The following is a 19,668-nucleotide window of genomic DNA, read 5'->3' as shown; positions in this document are numbered from 1 at the left end:
TCGCCACAGTAATGTGGGCGGCCCAGCTTCCGGTTTGCCCTGAGCCAATAAGCCGGACGCGTGCGAGTTAGGCGTCACGCCCGCTCGCCACAGGGTCTTGGAGAGTTGAGCGCGGCATCGGTAAGCATCAGCCAGAGAATTGCTCTCAACCTTTAAACTGCCCAGGCGGCGGCGTTTAACCCGAACCCTCAAAACCTTGCGTCTTACCTTGTGAGCGGATTATTCATTCACAAGGCTAAGCAGCCAGCGCCATGGCGCTACACTGGCTACCTGATTCTGCGGATAAAGGAGTTAGCCATCGAAATGCTCGCTGCAAACGACGTAGCCAGCGACGAGTCGCTGCTTTCCCGCTACCGGGCCGGTGACGGTGCGGCGTTCGAGGCGTTGTACGCGCGGCACCGCCAGGGCCTTTATCGGTTTCTGCTGTCGCTGAGCAATAAGGTTGAACTGGCCGAAGAGGTTTACCAGGAGACCTGGCTCAGCCTGATCCGCAGCGCCACTCAGCCACAGGGCCGGGCGAGTTTTCGTACGTGGCTGTTTCAGATTGCCCGCAACCGGCTGATCGATCACTGGCGCAAGCACGGCCTACACAACCCGTTGCACGACAGCTACGACGAACAACTGCACGCTCAGCCCGATGCCAGTGCCGGCCCTGAGCAGCTACTGAGCCTGAGCCGCGACCAGGCGCGCCTTGATGCCGCGTTGCAAGACTTGCCCGAAGACCAGCGCGAAGTCTTCCTGTTGCGCCTGCACGGTGACCTTGAAGTGCCGCAAATCGCCACGCTCACCGGCGCCCCGCTGGAAACCGTAAAAAGCCGCCTGCGTTACGCCCAGCAGAAACTGCGCCGCCTGCTGGCCGAGGAGATACCCGCATGACCGAATCCCGACACACCCAAAACCCCGACGACCTGCTCGTGCAGCATTTTCGTCAACACGGCAGCGGCGAACCGCCTGCGTCCCTCGACGCGTTCATCCTCAACGCCGCCCGCCGCGAAGNGCCGCTTTCCCCCCCACCCCCCCCCGCCGCGAAGCGCCAGCGCCCCCGCCGAGCCTGTGGCAACGCTGGCTACTGGCTTGCCGTCGACCGCGCTGGCAAATGGCATTTGCCACCGTCGCAGGCGTAGCGCTGATGGTTGGCATGCTGACACGCTCGCCGGTGCCGCAACCGGAGCTGGCCACTACGACCTTCTCCGCGCCAATGGCCCGGCTGGCCGTCGCACCTCAGGTTAACGGCGCGCCGGCTAACGCGGAAATCGCCGCGTCGTTGGCGGATCAGCCCGCGGCAGCACTCAGCAAGCGCGCCCCGGTTGCATCGCCTTCGCTGGAGGAGGGCTTGCAGCAAATTGTGAGCCTGCGCCTGGCTGGGCAAACCAAAGCGGCGGATGAAAAACTGCTGGCGCTGCACCAGCGTTTTCCCAACGAAGACCTGCCGGCGCGGTTGGAAGCGTTGAAACGCTGAGGCGGCGAGCCAGGCACAAAAAAGCCCCCGCACCGGATGCCGGTGCAGGGGCTGTTTTAGCGGCGGGTATCAGTGTTCTATCACTGCGCGGCTTGCCTACAGTTTGAAGCGCGAAACCACGGTGCGCATCTCTGCGGCCAACAGCGAAAGCTCTTCAGCCGTGATGGCGTTGTCTTCCACGCCTTCCATCAGCACGACGCTGCCGTTACGAATTTCAGTCACATTGCGGTTGATGTCTTCAGACACGGCGTGCTGCTGAACCGCCGCACTCGCAATCTGCGTGTTCATCCCGACAATCTGCTCAACCCCATCGTTGATAGCATCCAGGCTGTTCGACGCATGGTCGGCAGACGCAATACATTCCTGCGCACGTTGCTCGCCCGCTTTCATTTGTTCCACGGCTGCCGAGGTCGCCACCTGAAGCTCCTGGATAATCCGACGGATTTCTTCCGTGGAGTTCTGCGTGCGCGAGGCCAGGGTTCGAACCTCGTCAGCCACCACGGCAAACCCGCGACCTTGCTCACCGGCTCGCGCCGCTTCAATCGCAGCGTTCAGTGCGAGCAAGTTGGTTTGGTCGGCGATGTTGCGAATCACCTCAATCACGCCGCCGATTTGCTGGCTGTGCAGTGCAAGCGCCGAGACCTTCTGCGCGCTCAGTTGCACTTCGTTGGCCAGCGCCTCAATGGTCACGCGCGTCTCTTGCATCATCGCAAGCCCGGTGTTGGATGCCTGGCGCGCATGCTCGGCGGCATGCGCTGCGCCTTCGGTGTTTTGCGCGACGTCCGCGACGCTGGCGGTCATTTCGTTGATGGCCGTTGCCACTTGCTCGGTTTCCTGTTGCTGCACATTCATCGAGTGTTTGGCGCGATCGATCGACAAGCCCATGCGCGTGGAGGCGTCGGACACCGAACGCGAACTGCGCTCAACCTGTGAAAGCGAGTCGGCGAAGGCCTGAACCATCAGATTGAGGCTGGTACTCACGTCGGCCATCTCGTCTCTGCCCTGCACCGTGAGGCGCGTCGTCAGGTCGCCCTGAGCGATCAGCCGCGCGGCGTTGAGCACTGCGTTGATGGTGCTGCGCATGGCGCTGTAGATACCGCTGAACGCATACGCCAGCAGCAAGCCCATAAAGGCAAACATGCCCAGGATCAGCGACCGTTCAGAGGTTTTCTCATGGCTGCGCTGGTCAAGCGTGTCCATCAGAGCAGCTTGCAAAAGGTCCTGCGCCTTGTACAGCTCGGCAACCACGGCGTTACCCTTGGGCAGCAAATTCTGTACGCCGCTCAGGGTGTCGCTCGTTGAGCCCACCATGGCTTCAAGGTCGCTGCGGAAACTGTCGAGGTCGCGTAGCGCATTAGTCACCGGTGCCTGGATTTTATCGGCGAGTACAGGCTCTTTACGACGAAGCAGGTTAAGACTCTGTTGCAGTTGCAGGCGGATCAGTTGCTCTTGCTTGAGCAACGACTGGATAACCAAGCGGTTGCCATCGCCCAACGGTTGCCCGTCACGCAGGCCGCTGGTCATGCCGCGCAGCTGCCCGACAATGTTGATCTGGCGCGGCAACCTCAAGGTACTTTGATCGATCATGAACAGCGATGCGAAATCCTCATCCAGCACCATCCCGGACGTGGCAGAGACGAAATAGACGAAATTCAACGTCTCTGTCAGTTGATCATTCCATTCGTCGAACATCTTCGCCTGGTTGGCATTGCCTTTGGCCTGCTCAATCAGTTTCTCTGCACCTGCCCGCAACCGCTGTACGCGATCACCGGTTTCCAGTTGCACATTAAATTGTCTGTCGGTGGTTGCCAGTTTGGAAAAAGCCTCTTCAAGCTTTGCCTGGTTGGCAGACAGGTCGGCTTGAGCGGTCTGGTCACCACTCAGCAACCGGTTAGTCAGCGCCCGCTGCAGCATGGACATGCGCAGTACCGGCGTCACCTCCATCAGGTAGCGCTGGCCAAGCTGCTCCGAACTGATATTTTCAAGGCTGTCGTTGAGTTGATGGATGATGCGCCAACCCAGCATCACCAGCGGGATCAGGACGATGACAGCCAGTAAGCCGAACTTGGTGGGAAAGCGCAGGCGGTTAGCCAGTTTTACGGCAGGGGTAAGGATGTTCATGCAGTTCTCACAGCCCGAAATGGGACGGTTTGTTTGTGTTTTTGGGGTGAGAACGGTCCATTTTCTCGAGGTTGCCTGGCTCTTTTCGGCTTTCTCGGCGTTTCAACGTTTGTATGAAATTAAACGTTACATTTAACGTGTCGGCGTTGATGCTAAATACTTTATAAAAACTTGTACAAATTTATATTTTTGTATAAGAAAGGATCTTTTCTAGAGCGGTGATGTCGCAATGGCATCACGCGTGGAGGCGGTCTGCATCAGGCGTCTTGGGGATGGGATGCTCAGCAGATCTCAAGCTATCGCACATTCGTCCGATAATCTGAGGGTACGGTCACTGCCAGCGTTGACAGCCCGACCTTTGGGAATGGAACGCCTGGTGGGACTACCCCCCCGAGCACGTAAAGGATTGCGAATGCGTACCCTGTTTAAAATTTGGCTGTCTGTGTTGCTATTCGGCCTGTTTTTTTACCTTCCCATGTATGTTATTTCGAACAATGCAATCAGCGCTGTCGAAGAACTTACGCCTAAAGATCTGATCCCGCTAACTGGCACTACCGCGCAAGACCCAGAGCGCCAAGAGCGGCTGTTGGCAAGCATGGGGATAGATACAAGCAGAGAACTTGAGGACGCGCTTGAGGACAATAAGTTGCTGTCCAACGTGGACATGCGCTACGTCGAGTCTGAGCAAGCCCACAAAATTTTTGCGGCAACAGGCATGAAGGTAGTTGAAGCCCGTGCAGAACTCGCGGGTGGAAAACACATCGCCCTGTTGTTTTCTGTAGCACCCAAACATTTTTTACGCAGTTGGGCCACCGTCACAGGGTTACTCGGTGTTCAGGTATCGGATGGGCAACACACGATCAACCTAGTCGACGGCCCTGCTGATGAAACTTATATTTGGATGCTGTTCGAAAAATCGGGCAAAGGCGGGGCTGAGTCCATACAGCGTCTGACCAACCGTTTTGACTTGGCTGTGGCCGGTATTAACGAGCGTGAGCGCGCAAAAAATGCCGCTGCCACAATGCCAACACGGACACTTGAAAGCCATACCGTCGCGGGCAACCCAAGCACAGACAAAATCGTGATCTTTCAATATGAGGGTCAACCTGCCTATTGCGCTGATGAGGGGCAGGACGGTCCCAACTGTCAAGGTGACGCATCCGCATTCATCGGCCAAGGCACTTATAAAGACTATATGGATGAAGGCAGCGCGCTGTGCATTGCGGGCGAAGCCGGTTGCGTACTCCCTGACTACTTTCCTGCCGACGTGCGGGGCTAAACGGAGCGGGCCGTTATGAGCCCGGCACATTGAATGTGACAGGGATATTCATTCTCGGGTTGCCAGACAGGAGATCGTCTAAATGTTAGTTCACCGCGCGATTGCGCTGTTATTGCTGTTACTTGCCAGCCATTCGATGGCCGCCAGTTTTGACTGCACTAAAGCAGGCAATTTTGCCGAAAAAGAAATTTGCCGTGATGGTTACCTGTCAGGCGTCGATAACATCCTTGCGGGGCGCTACAAAGCTGCCCTGAGCGCCACCGATCAGCCGGATGAGCTTCGCCAATCCCAGCGTGACTGGCTTGTTATTCGCGACCAATGCACCACCCAAAAATGCCTGGATCAAACATTGGGTGCGCGTATCAAAGCGCTTGAGAACATTAAAAGCGCCGAAACAGGCAAAAAACTGGAGGCTGAGCGGCAGCAGCAAATGGCCAAATCTTACGCCGAAGAGGCTGAAAGAACGCGCCGCGAACACCAAGCTTACATAGCCCAAGAACAGGCTTCTCAACAGCGCCGACAGGCCGCGCAACAGCAGGCTGCTAATGCTCAGCCGACACCCCGTCAGACAGCCCCGCCGCCGCCAGCAAGTCAGGCGCCACAGAAAGAATCGCTATGGCAGCAGGCAGGCAACGTCGCATGGAAATGCGCGTTGCTGGCGGCAATCCTGGCGTCTTGCTGGGCGGTACTACGCCATCATCGGGAAGAGGCAACTATCTATAATGACTACACCGACGCCGCAATAACTAATGGGGTGCCAATCACCGGCTTGCTCATTGGCCTTGTTTGCGGCTGGTTAGGCATGCCTAAAGAAGTGTACCAAGTGTGTGTGGCCACCGGCGTGCTGCTGGCAGTCGTGTATGCCCTGTATGCCTCAGTGAAAACCAACCAAGGCGGCGTCAATATCCTACTGACCGTGATCGCCAAGCTAACCTTGGTGTCGGTGTTCTACATCGTCATGGGGCTGTTAATCCTTTCGTTGTTTGGCACCGCTCGCAGAAAAGGTGAGTCGCTAACGCAGGCAGAGGCGCGACAACGCAGAGAAGCCAGGCAAAGCAGAGCCCATATAGTCGCAGCGTCATCGGGCTACAGCCTGTTAACGGCATGGCTGTGCCGTAGAGGTGAGTTCACGCCATTGTCTGAATGCCTGGAGTTTGGTCCGGAGCCGCATGCTGCTTGAGGGTGTGTGTAGAGTGTGTGGCGCGGAGAAAGAGCGCTGCCGCTTGTTCAGGCTGCGCAGCGATGGCTAGGGCGTGGGGGGAGCGGTTGCTTCGAGAGATGGATAGCTGGAAACAAGAAAGCCCGCACAGGGCGGGCTTCTTGGGGTGTTTTGTAGACTGTCTGAGACAGCCCGAGACTGCGATATGGTGCCCCGGCGTCGTTTGAAATGGGCGGTAAGATGCCTGTATTTATTGGGCTTCTTTGGTGGTGCGTCGGTTAGGCATACACGTGGGCATACAGGGCGCAGTGTGCTGACGCCTTTAACGCTCTTTCGGGAGGCTCCATCGAAGCTCCTCGTGACCTAGATCCCGATGGGTGACTCGCTTTCTTCAATGGCCTCTCCACGTTGAACCCTGTGGTCCTTTCGCCACCAACACAACTACCGTGCTTTCGCGGCCTTCAGTAATTGGGTGAAGGTATTAATTGCTAGGTGGATGTCATCTTGGGTATCTCCGTCCCACTCCTCAACCGTTTCTAACTCGGCTCTTAAGCTGACGATACGCTGTTCGATTTCTTCGATCTCAGCGGCACCACATTGCTTAGCGGTTGCCTGCCAACCGTCATCAGAGATTTTTTCGTCGAGAGCTAAGCCGGATCTGGCATTTACGATTAGGTTCTGGAGGTTACTCATCTGAGATCTCGGTGGGTTGCAGAAAAAGGTGCTGGGGACCCTGACGATATCCTGAGTACACGGGGCATGAAACCCGCGGGATCGAGTTAGTGGGAGGTGCCGGAAGTTACTGAAATTTCAATCGTTGAAATTGAAAGGATCTTGAAGAAAAAGGGTCATCGTTACAGCTTCGGTAAAGGTGGCTATCTCTGTTGCGGATAGTGAACACCTGCATGGCGTCAACCATGGTGATGGGTGTCAACCACGTCAACCTGTCAACCAACTTAAAAAATCCATCCGCTAACACGGACGCGCGGGTTCTTTGCCCCGTGTACCTCGGATACCGACAGGGTCCCTGGGAAGTTTCATGAGGGCCATTTGGTGCAGACTTTGTATTCCTTTGCCCCCAGCCGAAATGACGAGAAGGGACCCTGTTGCATCATCGATCTCCCGCGCTGGAGGAGGAGTCGCCAATGGGGCTTGGGGGCTTCTTAAACCGTGTTACGGGTGTTGCGCTCGTTACGAATCGAGTTAAGATATTGATTTATATGTAATTATTTGCCGTTACATCTTCTATGCCTGTTATTGCGCGAGCGTGTTACGCGTTCATTCGGTGTTACGCATTAGGGGGCGCCATTGACCGGACGCGAGGTGTTCTGCGCAGTGTTTGTAGCTACCTCACGAATAGAAAAGCGTCGTGGAATGCTGAAATTAAATGGGGTGGAGAATAAGTATGCGCTCCCTCGGAAAAGCGAGGCCAGGAGGGCTGTTGGTTGTGATAGCCGAATGCGCGCAGGCTGGGTGGAGCAGCAGATGCTGCAGTTGGCGCTTAGGCTTTCGCCGGGCGCAGCTATGTACCGCATTCGGTGACTCCGCATTGTCTCTGTGATGCGTTTGTCCCTGTGTGGCTGGCTCAGATTAGTGAGCAGGACCGTCGCGCTAGTGGATAGGCCGTTGCATCTCTGGCGGCACGGCAACAGACTGCTTCTCGGATCGCGCAAAAGCTGTCCAAGGCTTCAAGGTGTCGCCCCATATCGTGGTTACACGCAAGGGGAGATGAGCGACATTGGTCATGAAATTTCTTGTCAATCTGGTTGACATGGACGGCAGCTATTACTATTATCCCCCACATCAACTAACCCACGGCGTGCCGTGGGCCCAGAAGCCCCGGAATGAAAATTTCGGGGCTTTTTGCATTCTGCAATGGACGCATGAGGCACATGAAGACAATTATTTATGTGGATGGCTTTAATCTCTACTACCGAGCACTCAAAAAAACCAATTTCAAATGGCTGAATTTGATGGCTCTTTGTGAAGCATCGCTGCCTAAAGATTGCGAAATAATAGGGATAAATTTCTATACCGCACGAATTTCGGGGAGAATTGACCCGTCTTCGCCAAAAGATCAGCATATATATCTTAAGGCTCTCGCTACTATTCCTGGCTTATCTCAACATTTTGGATCTTTCCAGGTCTCTGACAAGCTCATGTACCTAACTCAACCCCTAGTTTTTAGTCCTAAGCTCAAGACTCAACCGCTACCCACACCGAAATTCGTGTCGGTTGTGAAGGTTGAAGAAAAGGGCTCTGACGTGAATCTTGGTGTTCACCTCGTGAGGGATGCTTTGCTCCGAAAGATGGAGCATGCCGTGGTGATCACCAACGATACTGATCTATGTGAGCCATTAAGAATTGTAGTGGAAGACGCAAAACTTCCTTTGACGCTGCTTTCTCCGGTGGCGAAACCTGCAAAAGGCTTGGAAAAGCTGGCGACGTTCGTACGTCACCTAAGCCCCTACCTGGGCGTATCACAGTTCCCCGATCCAGTTATAACAAGCACTGGTGAGCAGCTTGAAAAGCCCAAAAGCTGGTGAGTAGTCATGCGATACGCCGCTGAAAAGCGGCTTTTATCTAAAGTTTCCTATCTACGCACCAGCTAATACATGCGACGACGATAAATACTCTAAATACCTGCTTTCAATGCCCACTTGAACCCTCTAGTAGGGTTCTCCCCAAGTGGCTCGTGGATCAGAAGTAGGATTAACACCATTTTGAACATATAGACCGGGCTCGACATATTCCAGCCATTTGTCTTTGAGCGAAATATCGATCCTGCCAAGTAAGCTGAAATTTTCAGTGTGATCCGTTCCGCAAGTGCAGTCCTCCTCATGTGCAACACGCTTCCAACGACCATCGCCATCGATCCGATAATGCAACCCATAGAATCGCCCGAAGCCCATGATCCGCAGCCCGGGATGATCGATGCCATACTCAAATACACAAACAATACTTTCGGGCATCTTCACGATTCCCACACCCTTCGCATATTGTGTGCCCATCCCATGGTATACAAGGCCATCAAGTTCGATAGAGATCTCGTCGTACTCCTCAAGCAGTTTGTTGATCTCCGGTAGGATGAGACGAGGCACACTAACGCCATGATACAAGGAGCTACTGCATAGAAGCTGCACCATGCTTGTAGCGGTCTGACCTTCTGGCGGAGGCGGTAGATCCCTAGTCCAGAATGGCCGATACATCGCGCTCCGAGGCGGCATGTGCTTTTGCAGGTGCGAGGAATACTCTGGGAGTTCCAGTGATCGCCGGAATGCTTCGAGGCCTGCGTTCGGGACGTTTCGCATTTTTTCCCATGGCATCGCCAACAACTCGCGATAAACAGGATCATCCGAAGGCTCGGGGAATAGCCAGCCGGCGCTACACTCTTCCGCGAATTTGTGCAGAATATTTGCTGGAGCAGTGATATGACAAAGAATGCAATCACCACTTAGGCCATTCTTGATCAAAGGGCCAACCATGTACGCATCCTGTCGCACGTATCTCGGCGCTCCTTCGCCTGTTGCGATTTCTGAAAGGTGAACCGCCTGAATTCCAGACCGGCGAAGCGACTTCTGGCTTATCAGGTAGAGGTGACCTACATCCTCGGTTGGTACAAACCATGCGTTGAGTGTGCGAAGCCAGACCGGATCTTCGAAGCAGTCTTCAACCAAGTTAACTCCGATTTTTGACTCAAATCTATGGCTTGCGAACCAAGCGGCAACACGTGGATCACCGGATGCATCAAGGAAGAATGAGCGAAACCCATAATGCTGTAGGATCGCTTGGTTGGTGGCTGTATCGTCAGAGTCTTGCCATCCATGTACTAGGTGTCGCAGTGCCTTCTTTGCGTAATAGGTCCACTTAATCATTAGGTCGGGCACACAGCCCTGACGTTGAAAAGAGGTCGTCAGTGAGGGTAGGCCATCGGAACCGAGGTAGTGCTTCGTCTGCCCTCTGTAAAGAACCCCTGGTCCGTATCGTTCGATAGCCACGCTAAGCTCTTCAAGTGTTTCACAATGCAGCTTTTCCATGCCCTCTCCCTTTTCCCTGCTTAGGCTACTCGGCGATCCTACGTCCACATTAGCTTACCTTCATCGACGTTGGGGATCGCCATGGCAAAACTATATCCCTCATCTAGATAACACTCCTAGGAAATCGGCCAGTAGCGGCGAGTAGCGCCTGCTGCAGCCGCCTAAGTCAGGAGGGCCATTCACATCGGCCTTCTAAGCCGCATTGGCGAAATTAAAAGCAAGCTCTCTATGTGCACAAGGACGCGTGTAAAGAAGTGGCCATATACTTTTTTTTCAGGTACGAATACGGTTTGAAAAATGAAATGGCCGGTAAAGGAATCAGTTTCACTTTTCGGAAACGTGACCAAGCCGATTTTGGGCAGGTGGGCAGAGATTCACTTGTCAGGCCTCATTTGGGTATGATTCTCAATCGTGTCGCAATCGACTTCACCACGATGGACTGAAATAAACATAATAATTGATATAAACAAGGACTCGTATGAACGAAGTTTTGCAAGAGTGTTTATCTCACCCGAATGGTGCTCAATTCTATCGTGGTGACCTTCATATACACTCTTATCAAGCGTCCCACGACGTTAATGATATCGATATGAGCCCGGCGGGAATCGTAGCAACTGCAGTGCGGGAGAATTTAGCTCTCATTGCTGTTGCGGATCACAATGAAATTAGTAATGTCCACGCAACAATGGTTGCAGGAATGGAGGCGGGGGTTCTGGTGGTTCCCGCCGTGGAGTTATCAACGCCGGAAGGACATTTGTTATGTTATTTCCCTACGTTAGAAGCTCTACAGCAATTTCACGGCAGGCTGAATCTTGCAGATCGTGGAACTGCAAATAGTAGATGTAGTGACGCGATGTTGGCATGTTTAGATAGCGCTAAATCGTTAGGCGGATTCTGTATACTTGCGCATGTTGATGGTGGCAATGGGCTGGAGTCTAACCGTCCCGGTGGTTCGCCCCACAAAGTCGATATTATTTGTCATTCTGCATTACTCGGTATAGAGCTAAAAAGTGCTGAGTCGCAAATCTCCTACGCGCTAGGCGACCCTGAGCCAGTACGTGTTCAAATTGGTAGCCAGAGGATTGAGAAGTTAGGGTTAGGCGCTAGGCAATATTTAGCGAGGGTGCTGAATTCCGACTCTCATACTTTGAATGTTTTAGGTAGAAATGCGGCACAAGCAAGAAAGTTAACACGTTATAAAATGACAGAGCCCACTTTTCAAGGGTTGCGCCATGCCTTACAAGAATGTGACTCAAGGGTTCGTCTAGAAGATGAAGTTCCTACAGCTACGCCATTTGTATTAGGTGTTTCTATTGATGGTGGTTTTTTAACAGGCCAAAAGATTCATTTTAGTAGCAATCTGAATTGTATAATTGGCGGCCGAGGGTCGGGCAAATCCACTGCATTTGAAGCAGTTCGTTGCCTGACCGGAGCTGAGTCGGAAGCCGAAGTGATTGATTCGGAAGTATGGCCTCAGCAGCTACATCTTTTTTGGCAGGATGAAGCTGGTCAGCGTCATTCTCTTGCTCGACCTATAGGTGGGAGTCTTGAAAATTTGGACGATGCAATGGAGGGCCCTATAAAGTTTGACCTCGATTGTTTCGGTCAAGGTGAAGCGGGAAACGTCAGAGAACAGAGCAGAACCGACCCTCTGGCGTTACTCAAGTATCTTGATAAATTTACGCGTGTTCAAGATGCCCTCGTGGAGGAACAAGCTGCAATAAAATCATTGTCAGATATAAGCGAAAAAATAATAAAAGCTCAAGCTAATGTCGAGCTTATTCCTCAGGCGCAGCGGAATTTGGTGGTGGCCAGACAGCAGTTAGCAGCTTTCGAAGCAGCTCAGGGAAAAGACGTAATAAAGTTGCAGCGAAGTCTGTCCGCTGAAAAGTCTAAGAGAGTAAGCATTAATGAAAAGCTTGTTGAGCTGAAAGCATTGATATCAGAAAATCCTGTTATAGAACTTGTGGGTGCTATCGAAGGCATCGTTCGTGACGGGGGAATCGTTGTCGGTGTGGACGAGGCTAGACGAATAGCTAGCGAATTAGAAAATTTTTCCACTGATACTAGTGCTGCACACCAAACGATATCTGTAGCATACGAAAGCCTTCTACGGTTGGTTTCCGACTCTTTGCAAAGTTGGACGCTTAAAGAGCGACCAATTCGTGATGAGATTGATGTTAAAAGGAATGCTCTGGAAGCGCAGGGTATTAAACTTGATATGGCATACATTTCTAAGCTTGCTACGGAGGAAAGTACTCTTCAGACATACTTAGAAAAGCTGAACAAGTGGGTGCCTTACCTAGAGCAGCTAAAGTCTGAATACTCTGTTGCCCTAAAGCATCGGTGGGCCAGTCGTAAAGTGGTATCTAATTTACGTCAAGCTTACGCAATCAAGGCATCTAGGGCGTTGGATGAGGTTCTCTCTGATCTGAAGGTGAAACTGCAGTATATGGATGGCTGCTATTCTCAAGCGGCTGTTGGAATTATTTCTGGAGCGATGGGTTGGCGAACCTCAAGCCAATCAAAGGCTCGTGCTCTTATTGAAAGCCTTACAGTTCCCGTATTATTGGCCGTTGTATCGAAGCGTGAAGTTTCTAAATTGACCAATGTTGAGGTCAGCCCTGGTATAAAAATGTTTTCTACCAGCGATGCCAATGACATCATTGAGAAGCTCAAAGAACCTTCAGTGAAGTACGCTCTCGAGCAATGCGATATTGATGACGTGCCAAAGCTGACTGTGTCCAGACAGATAGATGATGGTCATGCCACAAAATTCGTGCAACGGGACTTTGCTCAGCTTTCGCTTGGCCAACAGCAGTCAGTTCTTTTGGCCCTAATACTCTCCTCAGATAGCACTCGTCCGCTAATTATTGATCAACCAGAGGATAACTTAGATAGTGAATTTATTGTTCAAACGTTTGTTCCGGTTTTGCGGAGGGCTAAAGAGCGTCGCCAGGTTATAATTGTTACGCATAATGCAAATATTGCAGTATTGGGAGATGCCGAGCAGTTGATTGTCCTTAAAAGCACCAGCGACAAAAGCAAAGTTGTTTCTAGAGGCTCTATCGATGATTCGATAGCTCGTGAGTCTGCGTGCAAGATATTAGAAGGCGCGCGTGAAGCCTTTACGCGTAGAGCAAAAATATACGGTGTTGCACTTTAAAATATTTTTATATGCGGCACGCCACGGCGATCAGAATCGCGAAATGGCGTGTCAGCTATCTATAGCTAGCTTCATGGATAATGATTATGCCGAGTTTTGTATGGGAAAGAGACACAGAGGATGCATGGAATGAACCCTATGAATATGAGGGGCAAGAGCAGTTCCATCGAGAGGCTTTTAAAGTTTTGTTGTTAATAAAGTCTCACTATGCTGAAAAAGATATGCACTTTGATCGAGATGAACAATCTCTCGAAAAAGCAATCTGGCTTATACAAATAGATGCCCTAGAAGCTCTAGTGGACGCCTTGAAATTAACAGAAGAAAAGAGGCATAGAATTGCCTCGCGTCTATTTCGTGACGCGGTAGAGACTATGGATATATCAGCCTACTTTTTTTTGGCTGGTGATAGAGCAAAAAAAGAGCTTGGGAAGTGGTATAGCAATGAAGTAATTCCCCACAGGGTTTTCAGAGAGTTTATAAAAAATTTTAAATGTGAGGGTGAAGCTAAGAACTTAAGTGGCCTATATAGTGACCTCAGCAAGTACACGCATAGGACATACAGCGCTATAACCAAAAGTTATCTGCTCGGCAGAGACAACAAAATTGCCTATGATGGATTTTCCGAAAGCGGCTTTAGAGTGCTTCCCCATGTAATATCTCTTTCATACGCTATAATCGCAGCATTAATCAAAAGATTTATCACGATTGCAGAAAATACCCAGCAAATTGACTCTGCCAAAATTCGAGATATTTGGTCAAAGTCATTAGAGGAAGAGACAATACCAAGACGGTTTGGTCCAGGGCCAGGGCAGTTGCTGAGAAGCGCCCCTATAGAGTTTGAGCTAAAGCTGGATGATGCTAATTGAATTTTCCCAGTTTGGTAGAGGCTTCTAGGGTCTGCTCTATGCCGAAAGCGGTTTTTAATCTTTGCAGTAGAAAGTTACAACTATTGAATCTTCTTTAGGCAGCTGTGAGCTAACTTCGAAATTATTCATTTTGAGTCAAGCGTCGTTATTAAAAAGGGCCCTGCTGGGCCCTTTTTCAGATGAGGCTACCTTAGTTCTTCAGCCATCCCTCGACGACATCAGAGCCGTATTCTACTTTCCAGTCTTTCAAAACTTTATGATTTCCACCCTTGGTTTCTATGACTTCGCCGGTATTCGGGTTCTTATAGATCTTGAGTTTGAGTGGTTTGCGTGTGCTGGCGGCCGGAGCTGCAGTGTAAGCGCTCCATAAACCCCACATTCAAAGCGCTTCGCTGATGTTGGATGCTGTGCTCCCGATTCCCTCAGGAGCCAGCTCGCCATGATGCGACCCGATGCCAAAGTCGAAAAAGTGTATCTGTACCCCAAGCCGGTCGACTTCCGAAAATCCATCGACGGCTTGCCTGCGCTGGTTGAGCTGGACATTAAAGTCGCTGTATTCGACCCCGTGCTTTTCGTCTTCCTCAACAAGCCCCGCAACCGAGTGAAAATTTTATATTGGGAGCGAAACGGCTTCTGTCTTTGGCTCAAACGTCTCGAGTCCGAACGATTCAAAACATCGCCTGACGCCACCGACGAGGCGATCGTTCTGACCGTCCAGGAACTCAACTGGATGCTCGATGGCTTTGACCTCTGGCGCAACCGTCCTCATCAAGTTTTGACGCCGCGATTCGTAGCCTGATTCGGTATAATCCAGGGCATGAATTCCTTGCCCGAAAATCTTCCAGATGATCCCGTTCTGCTCAAGCGAATGCTTGAGCAGATGCTCGACGAGCGTCAGCTGGATAAGGGAAAGATTGTCCGGCTAGAAGAGCAAAATGCCCTGCTGCTTCAGCGCCTGTTCGGACGTAAGTCCGAGCAAACAGCTGATGCGGCAACGCCGCAACTGGCCCTCTTCAATGAAGTAGAAAGCGTCGTCGAGCTTGTGGACGAAGGCTCAGATGAAGAAGTTGTTGCGCCAATCAAGCGCCGCGGCAAACGCAAGCCACTGCCCGCCGATCTGCCGCGCATTGAGATCATTCACGAACTTCCCGAACATGAACTGACGTGCGTCTGCGGCTGCCGCAAACACACGATTGGCGAAGAAGTCAGCGAGCAGCTTGAAATCGTGCCGATGCAGATCCGTGTGATCAAACACGTTCGCAAAGTTTACGGCTGCCGCGACTGCGAGGCGGCGCCGATCACTGCTGACAAGCCGGCCCAACTGATTGAAAAAAGCATAGCCAGCCCAAGTGTTCTGGCGATGCTGCTGACCACCAAGTACGTCGATGGACTACCGCTTCACCGTTTCGAAAAAGTCTTGAGCCGCCATGGCGTGGATATCCCGCGCCAGACCTTGGCACGCTGGGTTATCCAGTGCGGTGAACACTTCCAGCCGCTGCTGAATTTAATGCGCGATAGCCTGTTGGGCGGCAGTGTTATCCACTGCGATGAAACACGGGTACAGGTGTTGAAAGAGCCTGACCGAGACCCAGGCAGCCAGTCCTGGATGTGGGTGCAAACCGGCGGCCCGCCAGATAAACCAGTGATACTTTTTGACTATTCCACCAGCCGCGCGCAGGAGGTACCGACGCGCCTGCTCGAAGGTTATCGCGGCTATCTGATGACCGATGATTACGCCGGTTACAACGCACTGAGCGCGCAAGGTGGGATAGAACGGCTAGGTTGTTGGGCGCATGCTCGTCGCAAGTTTGTTGAAGCCCAAAAAGTACAGCCGAAAGGCAAGACGGGACGTGCGGACATCGCGCTGAACTTGATCAACAAGCTCTATGGCATAGAGCGTGATCTGAAGGATGCATGCGACGGCGATCGTAAAACCGGCCGTCATGATCGGAGTCTGCCAGTGTTGGCTCAGTTAAAAAGCTGGATGGAAAAGACTCAGCCACAAGTTACGTCTCAGAACGCCCTGGGCAAGGCCATCGGTTATCTGGCAAGTAACTGGAAAAAACTGGACCGGTATGTCGAGGAAGGCTATCTGCCAATCGACAATAACGCTGCCGAGCGCGCGATCAGGCCCTTCGTCATCGGAAGAAAGAACTGGTTGTTTAGCGACACTCCCAAAGGCGCGACGGCCAGTGCTCAACTTTACAGCTTGGTCGAGACCGCCAAAGCCAACGGCCAAGAGCCCTATGCGTGGCTGCGCCACGCACTAGAACGGCTGCCAATGGCTACCACGGTTGAAGATTACGAAGCGCTGTTGCCGTGGAACTGCTCGCCGGTGTCGCTCAGCTAAGCGCGTTACCCATCTCGAAGTTGGTGGGGTTTATGGAGCGCTTACGCTGCAGTTTGGCGACGTGCCGTGAAGTGTGGATCCAGCAGATTGATGATTTGCTTTAGGCTGAAGCCATAGTGATCGAGGAGCTTGCGCAGCTTCGTTTCGAACTCGATTTCTTTCTTCAGCCCATCATAAGCTTTCAATACTTCTAATGCCTGAATTTGCTCTGCCAGATGTTTTTCTAGCTGACGATATTCTGCGAGTTTTGACATTTTTTTCCTTTGCTGTGCGAGGTCATGCGTGATTTTTAGAATAGTGTGCTGGTTACAAATTCAGCACTATTTTCGACGATTCAGTTGGCTTTCAATATGTGCCATTTCCGCTTTAATCGCTCTGATGGTTAGCGCTTGTATCTGACTGTTTTTGCCGAAGCGCGCACCGATGGTTTTCAGCAGGGCATTCAGGTGGCTTTGACGAGTTTTGAGCGTGTCAGGCCAGCTCGCGTTGTTCTGTACTGGCTTGGTCATTAAGGTCATCCTTGCGTTGGTCGTGGTTGCTCATGTCTTCAGGCTGTTGCAGTATCGGCAGATCGCCGAGCTGCACTAAGTCTCTCGCGCTATATTGATAAGAGCGGTCGATTAGTTCGTGCCATGTCCATTGCCCATGATTTTCGCCTTGCTCTGGTACAGCCAGTTTCATAAGCCCCACGTGGTCAAGCCCCAGCAGGTTGTAGTTTGCCCACAGCTTTCCGCCTACATCGAACAACGTTTTTGCGGCCTCGTTCCATTTCTCCTCCAGTACGGTCTGCGAGAGCCAGAGGGCGGTGCGTTCTATCCCTTTATGCTTTTCTTGGGCTTCGGCGATGTATTTATCTACGGTGACCAGCTCCTGTTGCAGGGCAGTCATCATCAGTGTTTGCCGACGGTTATGCTCGGCGGCCGCTGTAAGATTCTTCGCGGCCTTTTGTGCGTCGGCGTTGGCGGTCTCCTCGCCTTCGGTGTCGCCCCATGCGACGGCCTGCGCGTACGCAGTGGCTGCGTCCGTTTCGGCTTGACGGGCTTTGGCCATGTCCTCAACTGCCTGTTGTTGGATCTGTGCCAGGCGGGTGCTGAGGCTTTGCCGCTTTTCGTTTAGCTCCTGCTCATCAGCGGTCCAGTTATCCATCACCTCGACGTAACCCGCCATCAGGGAATCGCAATTGGCTAAGTTCTCACGGCGACTGATCTTCCGATTTAGAAGGTCGGCATTGTTGTTGCGCGAATCGAAGTTCCTTTTCAGCTCGTTGTACTTGTCCCGTAATTCGCGTTTCCGATCAGGTTCGATGGGTTCTTCACTTTCCAGCGCGGCCTCAGGGGGCAACAGTTCGGCGTGCAGTCGTTTTGCCTCGGCCAGCAGTTGGTCGCGACGGTCTTTCAGGTCTTGAATCTCGTTCATTTTGTTGTCTCTGTTCAATTCGATTGGGGTTGGTTGAGTGGCTGGCGAGACCGGGAAAAAGCCGGCGCTACCTCGATCAGCAGGCTTGCCGTCAGGCGGCCTTGGCCTCGCTTTCATCCGTTCCTGGAACGGTCTTCACCACATAGCAGCGTTGAGGTCCTAATCCGGGCAGGCGGATCAAGCTATACGCCTTGCCGTCACTTCCCGGCTCAAGCACGCCCCGTTGCAGCAACTCCTTGTTCACCGCACTGATATTCATGCCCTTGAAGATCTCGGCCCTCCAGGCTTCAGGCAGAACGTAGTAGGTGTTGGTGGTGTGCAGGGCGTCGCCCATGCCGTGTTCCATCGTCTTACGAAAGCCCAACCGATCAATCGTGCGTGGGCCGTGTTCATCGATCTTGGCGGCGGCAGATTCCTAGCGGGTAAAGCGGCTTTCTCCAAAGCGCTCGATGACCTGACGCAGCCGCGCCAAAATCGCATCACCTTCGAAGTTACCGGCGCCGCCACGTTCGGCCAGCCACGCATGCAGATACACCCGAGCGGCGGTCGTGGCTGTGCCATCCGGCCAGCCGGTAACACCAAAGGCGGTAGCTAACTCTCCGGCCGCTGCTGCGAGGCCAAAGCGAAGAGCGGCGCGCTGGGCCTGCCCGCAGGCCGACACGGGCAGGTTTTGGGTGATGAACTGCTCAACCATGCGGCGAACGATCACCGACCACCTGAGCATTTCTCCAGGCACGCACAGTGCATGCAAGAAGGCGGTGAGGGGTGTGCCGTAATATTTGGCTACTCGGGCCTTGAGCGCATCGGAGAGGGCGGCTGCATCCTCAAAACCGTTCAGCACATCAAACATGCCGAGCTCTTTGCTCGCGTCCGCAGGCACGGCGAGCATGCGTACCTCCACACCGGCTTTCAGCTCCTTGTTGGCATCCGCCATGTGCTGTGCCAACGTCTTCTCGCCCGTCGAGAGAAACAGCAAGCGCCACTCCTGCACCTGTCGGCCCGCTTGTCCTCGATCATTCGCCCGGGCCTTACCGGTGTCGTTACCGAGCATGTAAACCGTCTCGCCAATAATGCGCGGGTCGCACATGCCGATTTCATCCAGTACCAGGAGATCGTCTGAGTGTGCGGCGGCGATGGACTCCAGGGCGTTATCCGTGGAGCGCCACGAACGCACCAGGCGCGGTCGGCTATAAACCGAGGCAGCAATTTGCAGGTGGGTGGTCTTTCCCCGGAACTGTCGCCGTGGCGATGGAAACCGCCGGAATCATGCGCCAGCAGGTTCAGCGGAGGTTCCGCAAAGTCTGTTCGGGCAGAAGCAAAGCGTTGTCGCTTACAACGCGGGAAGTTACCGGGCGATGGGCGAGGAATGAATAGCCAGAAACAACAAAGCCCGCACGGGGCGGGCTTCTTGGGGTGTTTCGTAGACTGTCTGAGACAGGTCTAGACTGCTATATGGTGCACCCGGCGGGATTCGAACCCACGACCCCTGCCTTCGGAGGGCAGTACTCTATCCAGCTGAGCTACGGATGCTTTGCGGGCGCCATCATACCCATGTCGCCCTTGGGCGTCCATGCTGGTTTTTCCGCGTTGGCAGGTAGGAAAAAGCGCCGCGAAGGCCCTGCGCCGGTGACCGCTGATCACTGCGATGCAACCCGACCTCGCAATGCTGATCAAAAAGCAATGGCAAAGTCGGCGCTTTCGTTCTTTTTTTCGAACAGACTATTGCCCTGTACCCCCATTGATCCTAGGATTCGTTTGAGATTTCAAACGCTTTGTCTCCCGCGCGCTGTTCACCTTACCTTCGCGTGCTGGGGC

The 19,668-nt window shown here is 52.9% G+C and carries 13 protein-coding genes, 1 tRNA gene and 4 pseudogenes; 9 read left to right on the top strand and 9 right to left on the bottom strand.

Features of this window, described 5'->3' with window-relative positions; genetic code table 11:
* The first annotated feature begins 303 nt into the window (after positions 1 to 303).
* Both AO240_RS16675 and AO240_RS16670 read left to right on the top strand, forming a co-directional pair.
* The gene (locus tag AO240_RS16675) at positions 304 to 876 is read left to right on the top strand and encodes an RNA polymerase sigma factor (protein WP_099237526.1); all 573 of its coding nucleotides are present in this window, start codon (positions 304 to 306) and stop codon (positions 874 to 876) included.
* Positions 873 to 1,459: pseudogene (locus tag AO240_RS16670) on the top strand (hypothetical protein). Before AO240_RS16675 ends, AO240_RS16670 begins: the two are co-directional and overlap by 4 nt.
* 96 nt (positions 1,460 to 1,555) lie before the next feature.
* On the opposite strand, the gene AO240_RS16665 reads toward AO240_RS16670, so the two are convergent.
* On the bottom strand, positions 1,556 to 3,580 hold the full coding sequence (locus AO240_RS16665; protein ID WP_099237524.1) for a methyl-accepting chemotaxis protein: 2,025 nt from the start codon (positions 3,578 to 3,580) through the stop codon (positions 1,556 to 1,558).
* Between the two features lie 412 nt (positions 3,581 to 3,992).
* On the opposite strand from AO240_RS16665, the gene AO240_RS16660 reads away from it, so the two are divergent.
* Positions 3,993 to 4,859 (top strand): hypothetical protein, encoded by an 867-nt coding sequence (locus tag AO240_RS16660; protein WP_099237522.1) that lies wholly within the window; start codon positions 3,993 to 3,995, stop codon positions 4,857 to 4,859.
* An 82-nt stretch (positions 4,860 to 4,941) separates the two neighbouring features.
* Complete coding sequence (locus tag AO240_RS16655) at positions 4,942 to 6,039, top strand: lysozyme inhibitor LprI family protein (protein WP_099237521.1); 1,098 nt, start codon at positions 4,942 to 4,944, stop codon at positions 6,037 to 6,039.
* A 420-nt stretch (positions 6,040 to 6,459) separates the two neighbouring features.
* Here AO240_RS16655 and AO240_RS16650 read toward each other — a convergent pair whose 3' ends face one another.
* Entirely contained in the window at positions 6,460 to 6,711 is a 252-nt protein-coding gene (locus AO240_RS16650; RefSeq protein ID WP_099237519.1) for a hypothetical protein, read from the bottom strand.
* A 1,199-nt stretch (positions 6,712 to 7,910) separates the two neighbouring features.
* Between AO240_RS16650 and AO240_RS16645 the strand changes: the two genes are divergently transcribed.
* On the top strand, positions 7,911 to 8,564 hold the full coding sequence (locus AO240_RS16645) for an NYN domain-containing protein (RefSeq protein ID WP_099237517.1): 654 nt from the start codon (positions 7,911 to 7,913) through the stop codon (positions 8,562 to 8,564).
* 123 nt (positions 8,565 to 8,687) lie between these two features.
* On the opposite strand, the gene AO240_RS16640 is transcribed toward AO240_RS16645, so the two are convergent.
* The gene (locus AO240_RS16640) at positions 8,688 to 10,055 is read right to left on the bottom strand and encodes an FRG domain-containing protein (protein ID WP_099237516.1); all 1,368 of its coding nucleotides are present in this window, start codon (positions 10,053 to 10,055) and stop codon (positions 8,688 to 8,690) included.
* A gap of 478 nt (positions 10,056 to 10,533) precedes the next feature.
* On the opposite strand from AO240_RS16640, the gene AO240_RS16630 reads away from it, so the two are divergent.
* Together AO240_RS16630 and AO240_RS16625 are read left to right on the top strand one after the other, a co-directional pair.
* Complete coding sequence (locus AO240_RS16630) at positions 10,534 to 13,221, top strand: TrlF family AAA-like ATPase (protein WP_099237512.1); 2,688 nt, start codon at positions 10,534 to 10,536, stop codon at positions 13,219 to 13,221.
* 86 nt (positions 13,222 to 13,307) lie between these two features.
* Positions 13,308 to 14,087: a hypothetical protein gene (locus AO240_RS16625; RefSeq protein ID WP_099237510.1), complete on the top strand. Its 780-nt coding sequence runs from the start codon at positions 13,308 to 13,310 to the stop codon at positions 14,085 to 14,087.
* Between the two features lie 190 nt (positions 14,088 to 14,277).
* Here the strand turns inward: AO240_RS16625 and AO240_RS28995 are convergent.
* A pseudogene (locus AO240_RS28995) lies at positions 14,278 to 14,427 on the bottom strand (histone-like nucleoid-structuring protein, MvaT/MvaU family); the annotation flags it as partial.
* Positions 14,428 to 14,526: 99 nt separating this feature from the next.
* On the opposite strand from AO240_RS28995, the gene tnpB reads away from it, so the two are divergent.
* Together tnpB and AO240_RS16610 are read left to right on the top strand one after the other, a co-directional pair.
* Positions 14,527 to 14,886, top strand: coding sequence for an IS66 family insertion sequence element accessory protein TnpB (gene tnpB, locus AO240_RS16615; RefSeq protein ID WP_256585970.1), 360 nt, complete (start codon positions 14,527 to 14,529; stop codon positions 14,884 to 14,886).
* 18 nt (positions 14,887 to 14,904) lie between these two features.
* Positions 14,905 to 16,437, top strand: a complete 1,533-nt coding sequence (locus AO240_RS16610; protein WP_099237506.1) for an IS66 family transposase — start codon at positions 14,905 to 14,907, stop codon at positions 16,435 to 16,437.
* Between the two features lie 47 nt (positions 16,438 to 16,484).
* On the opposite strand, the pseudogene AO240_RS16605 reads toward AO240_RS16610, so the two are convergent.
* The 5 genes and pseudogenes from AO240_RS16605 to AO240_RS16585 all read right to left on the bottom strand — a co-directional run.
* Positions 16,485 to 16,691 (bottom strand): annotated as a pseudogene (locus AO240_RS16605) (histone-like nucleoid-structuring protein, MvaT/MvaU family); the annotation flags it as partial.
* Between the two features lie 66 nt (positions 16,692 to 16,757).
* A complete protein-coding gene (locus AO240_RS16600) occupies positions 16,758 to 16,946 on the bottom strand; it encodes a hypothetical protein (RefSeq protein ID WP_099237504.1) in 189 nt (62 codons plus the stop codon).
* Positions 16,909 to 17,853: a chromosome segregation protein SMC gene (locus AO240_RS16595; RefSeq protein ID WP_099237502.1), complete on the bottom strand. Its 945-nt coding sequence runs from the start codon at positions 17,851 to 17,853 to the stop codon at positions 16,909 to 16,911. Before AO240_RS16595 ends, AO240_RS16600 begins: the two co-directional genes overlap by 38 nt.
* Before the next feature lie 91 nt (positions 17,854 to 17,944).
* Positions 17,945 to 19,152: pseudogene (locus tag AO240_RS16590) on the bottom strand (DUF927 domain-containing protein); the annotation flags it as partial.
* A 154-nt stretch (positions 19,153 to 19,306) separates the two neighbouring features.
* Positions 19,307 to 19,383, bottom strand: a tRNA-Arg gene (locus AO240_RS16585).
* Positions 19,384 to 19,668 lie beyond the last annotated feature (285 nt).

Source organism: Pseudomonas sp. ICMP 460 (assembly GCF_002723595.1).
Taxonomy (GTDB): domain Bacteria; phylum Pseudomonadota; class Gammaproteobacteria; order Pseudomonadales; family Pseudomonadaceae; genus Aquipseudomonas; species Aquipseudomonas kitaguniensis.
The sequence above is the reverse complement of the archived record's forward strand: the minus strand, read 5'-3'. Positions and strand labels throughout refer to the sequence as shown.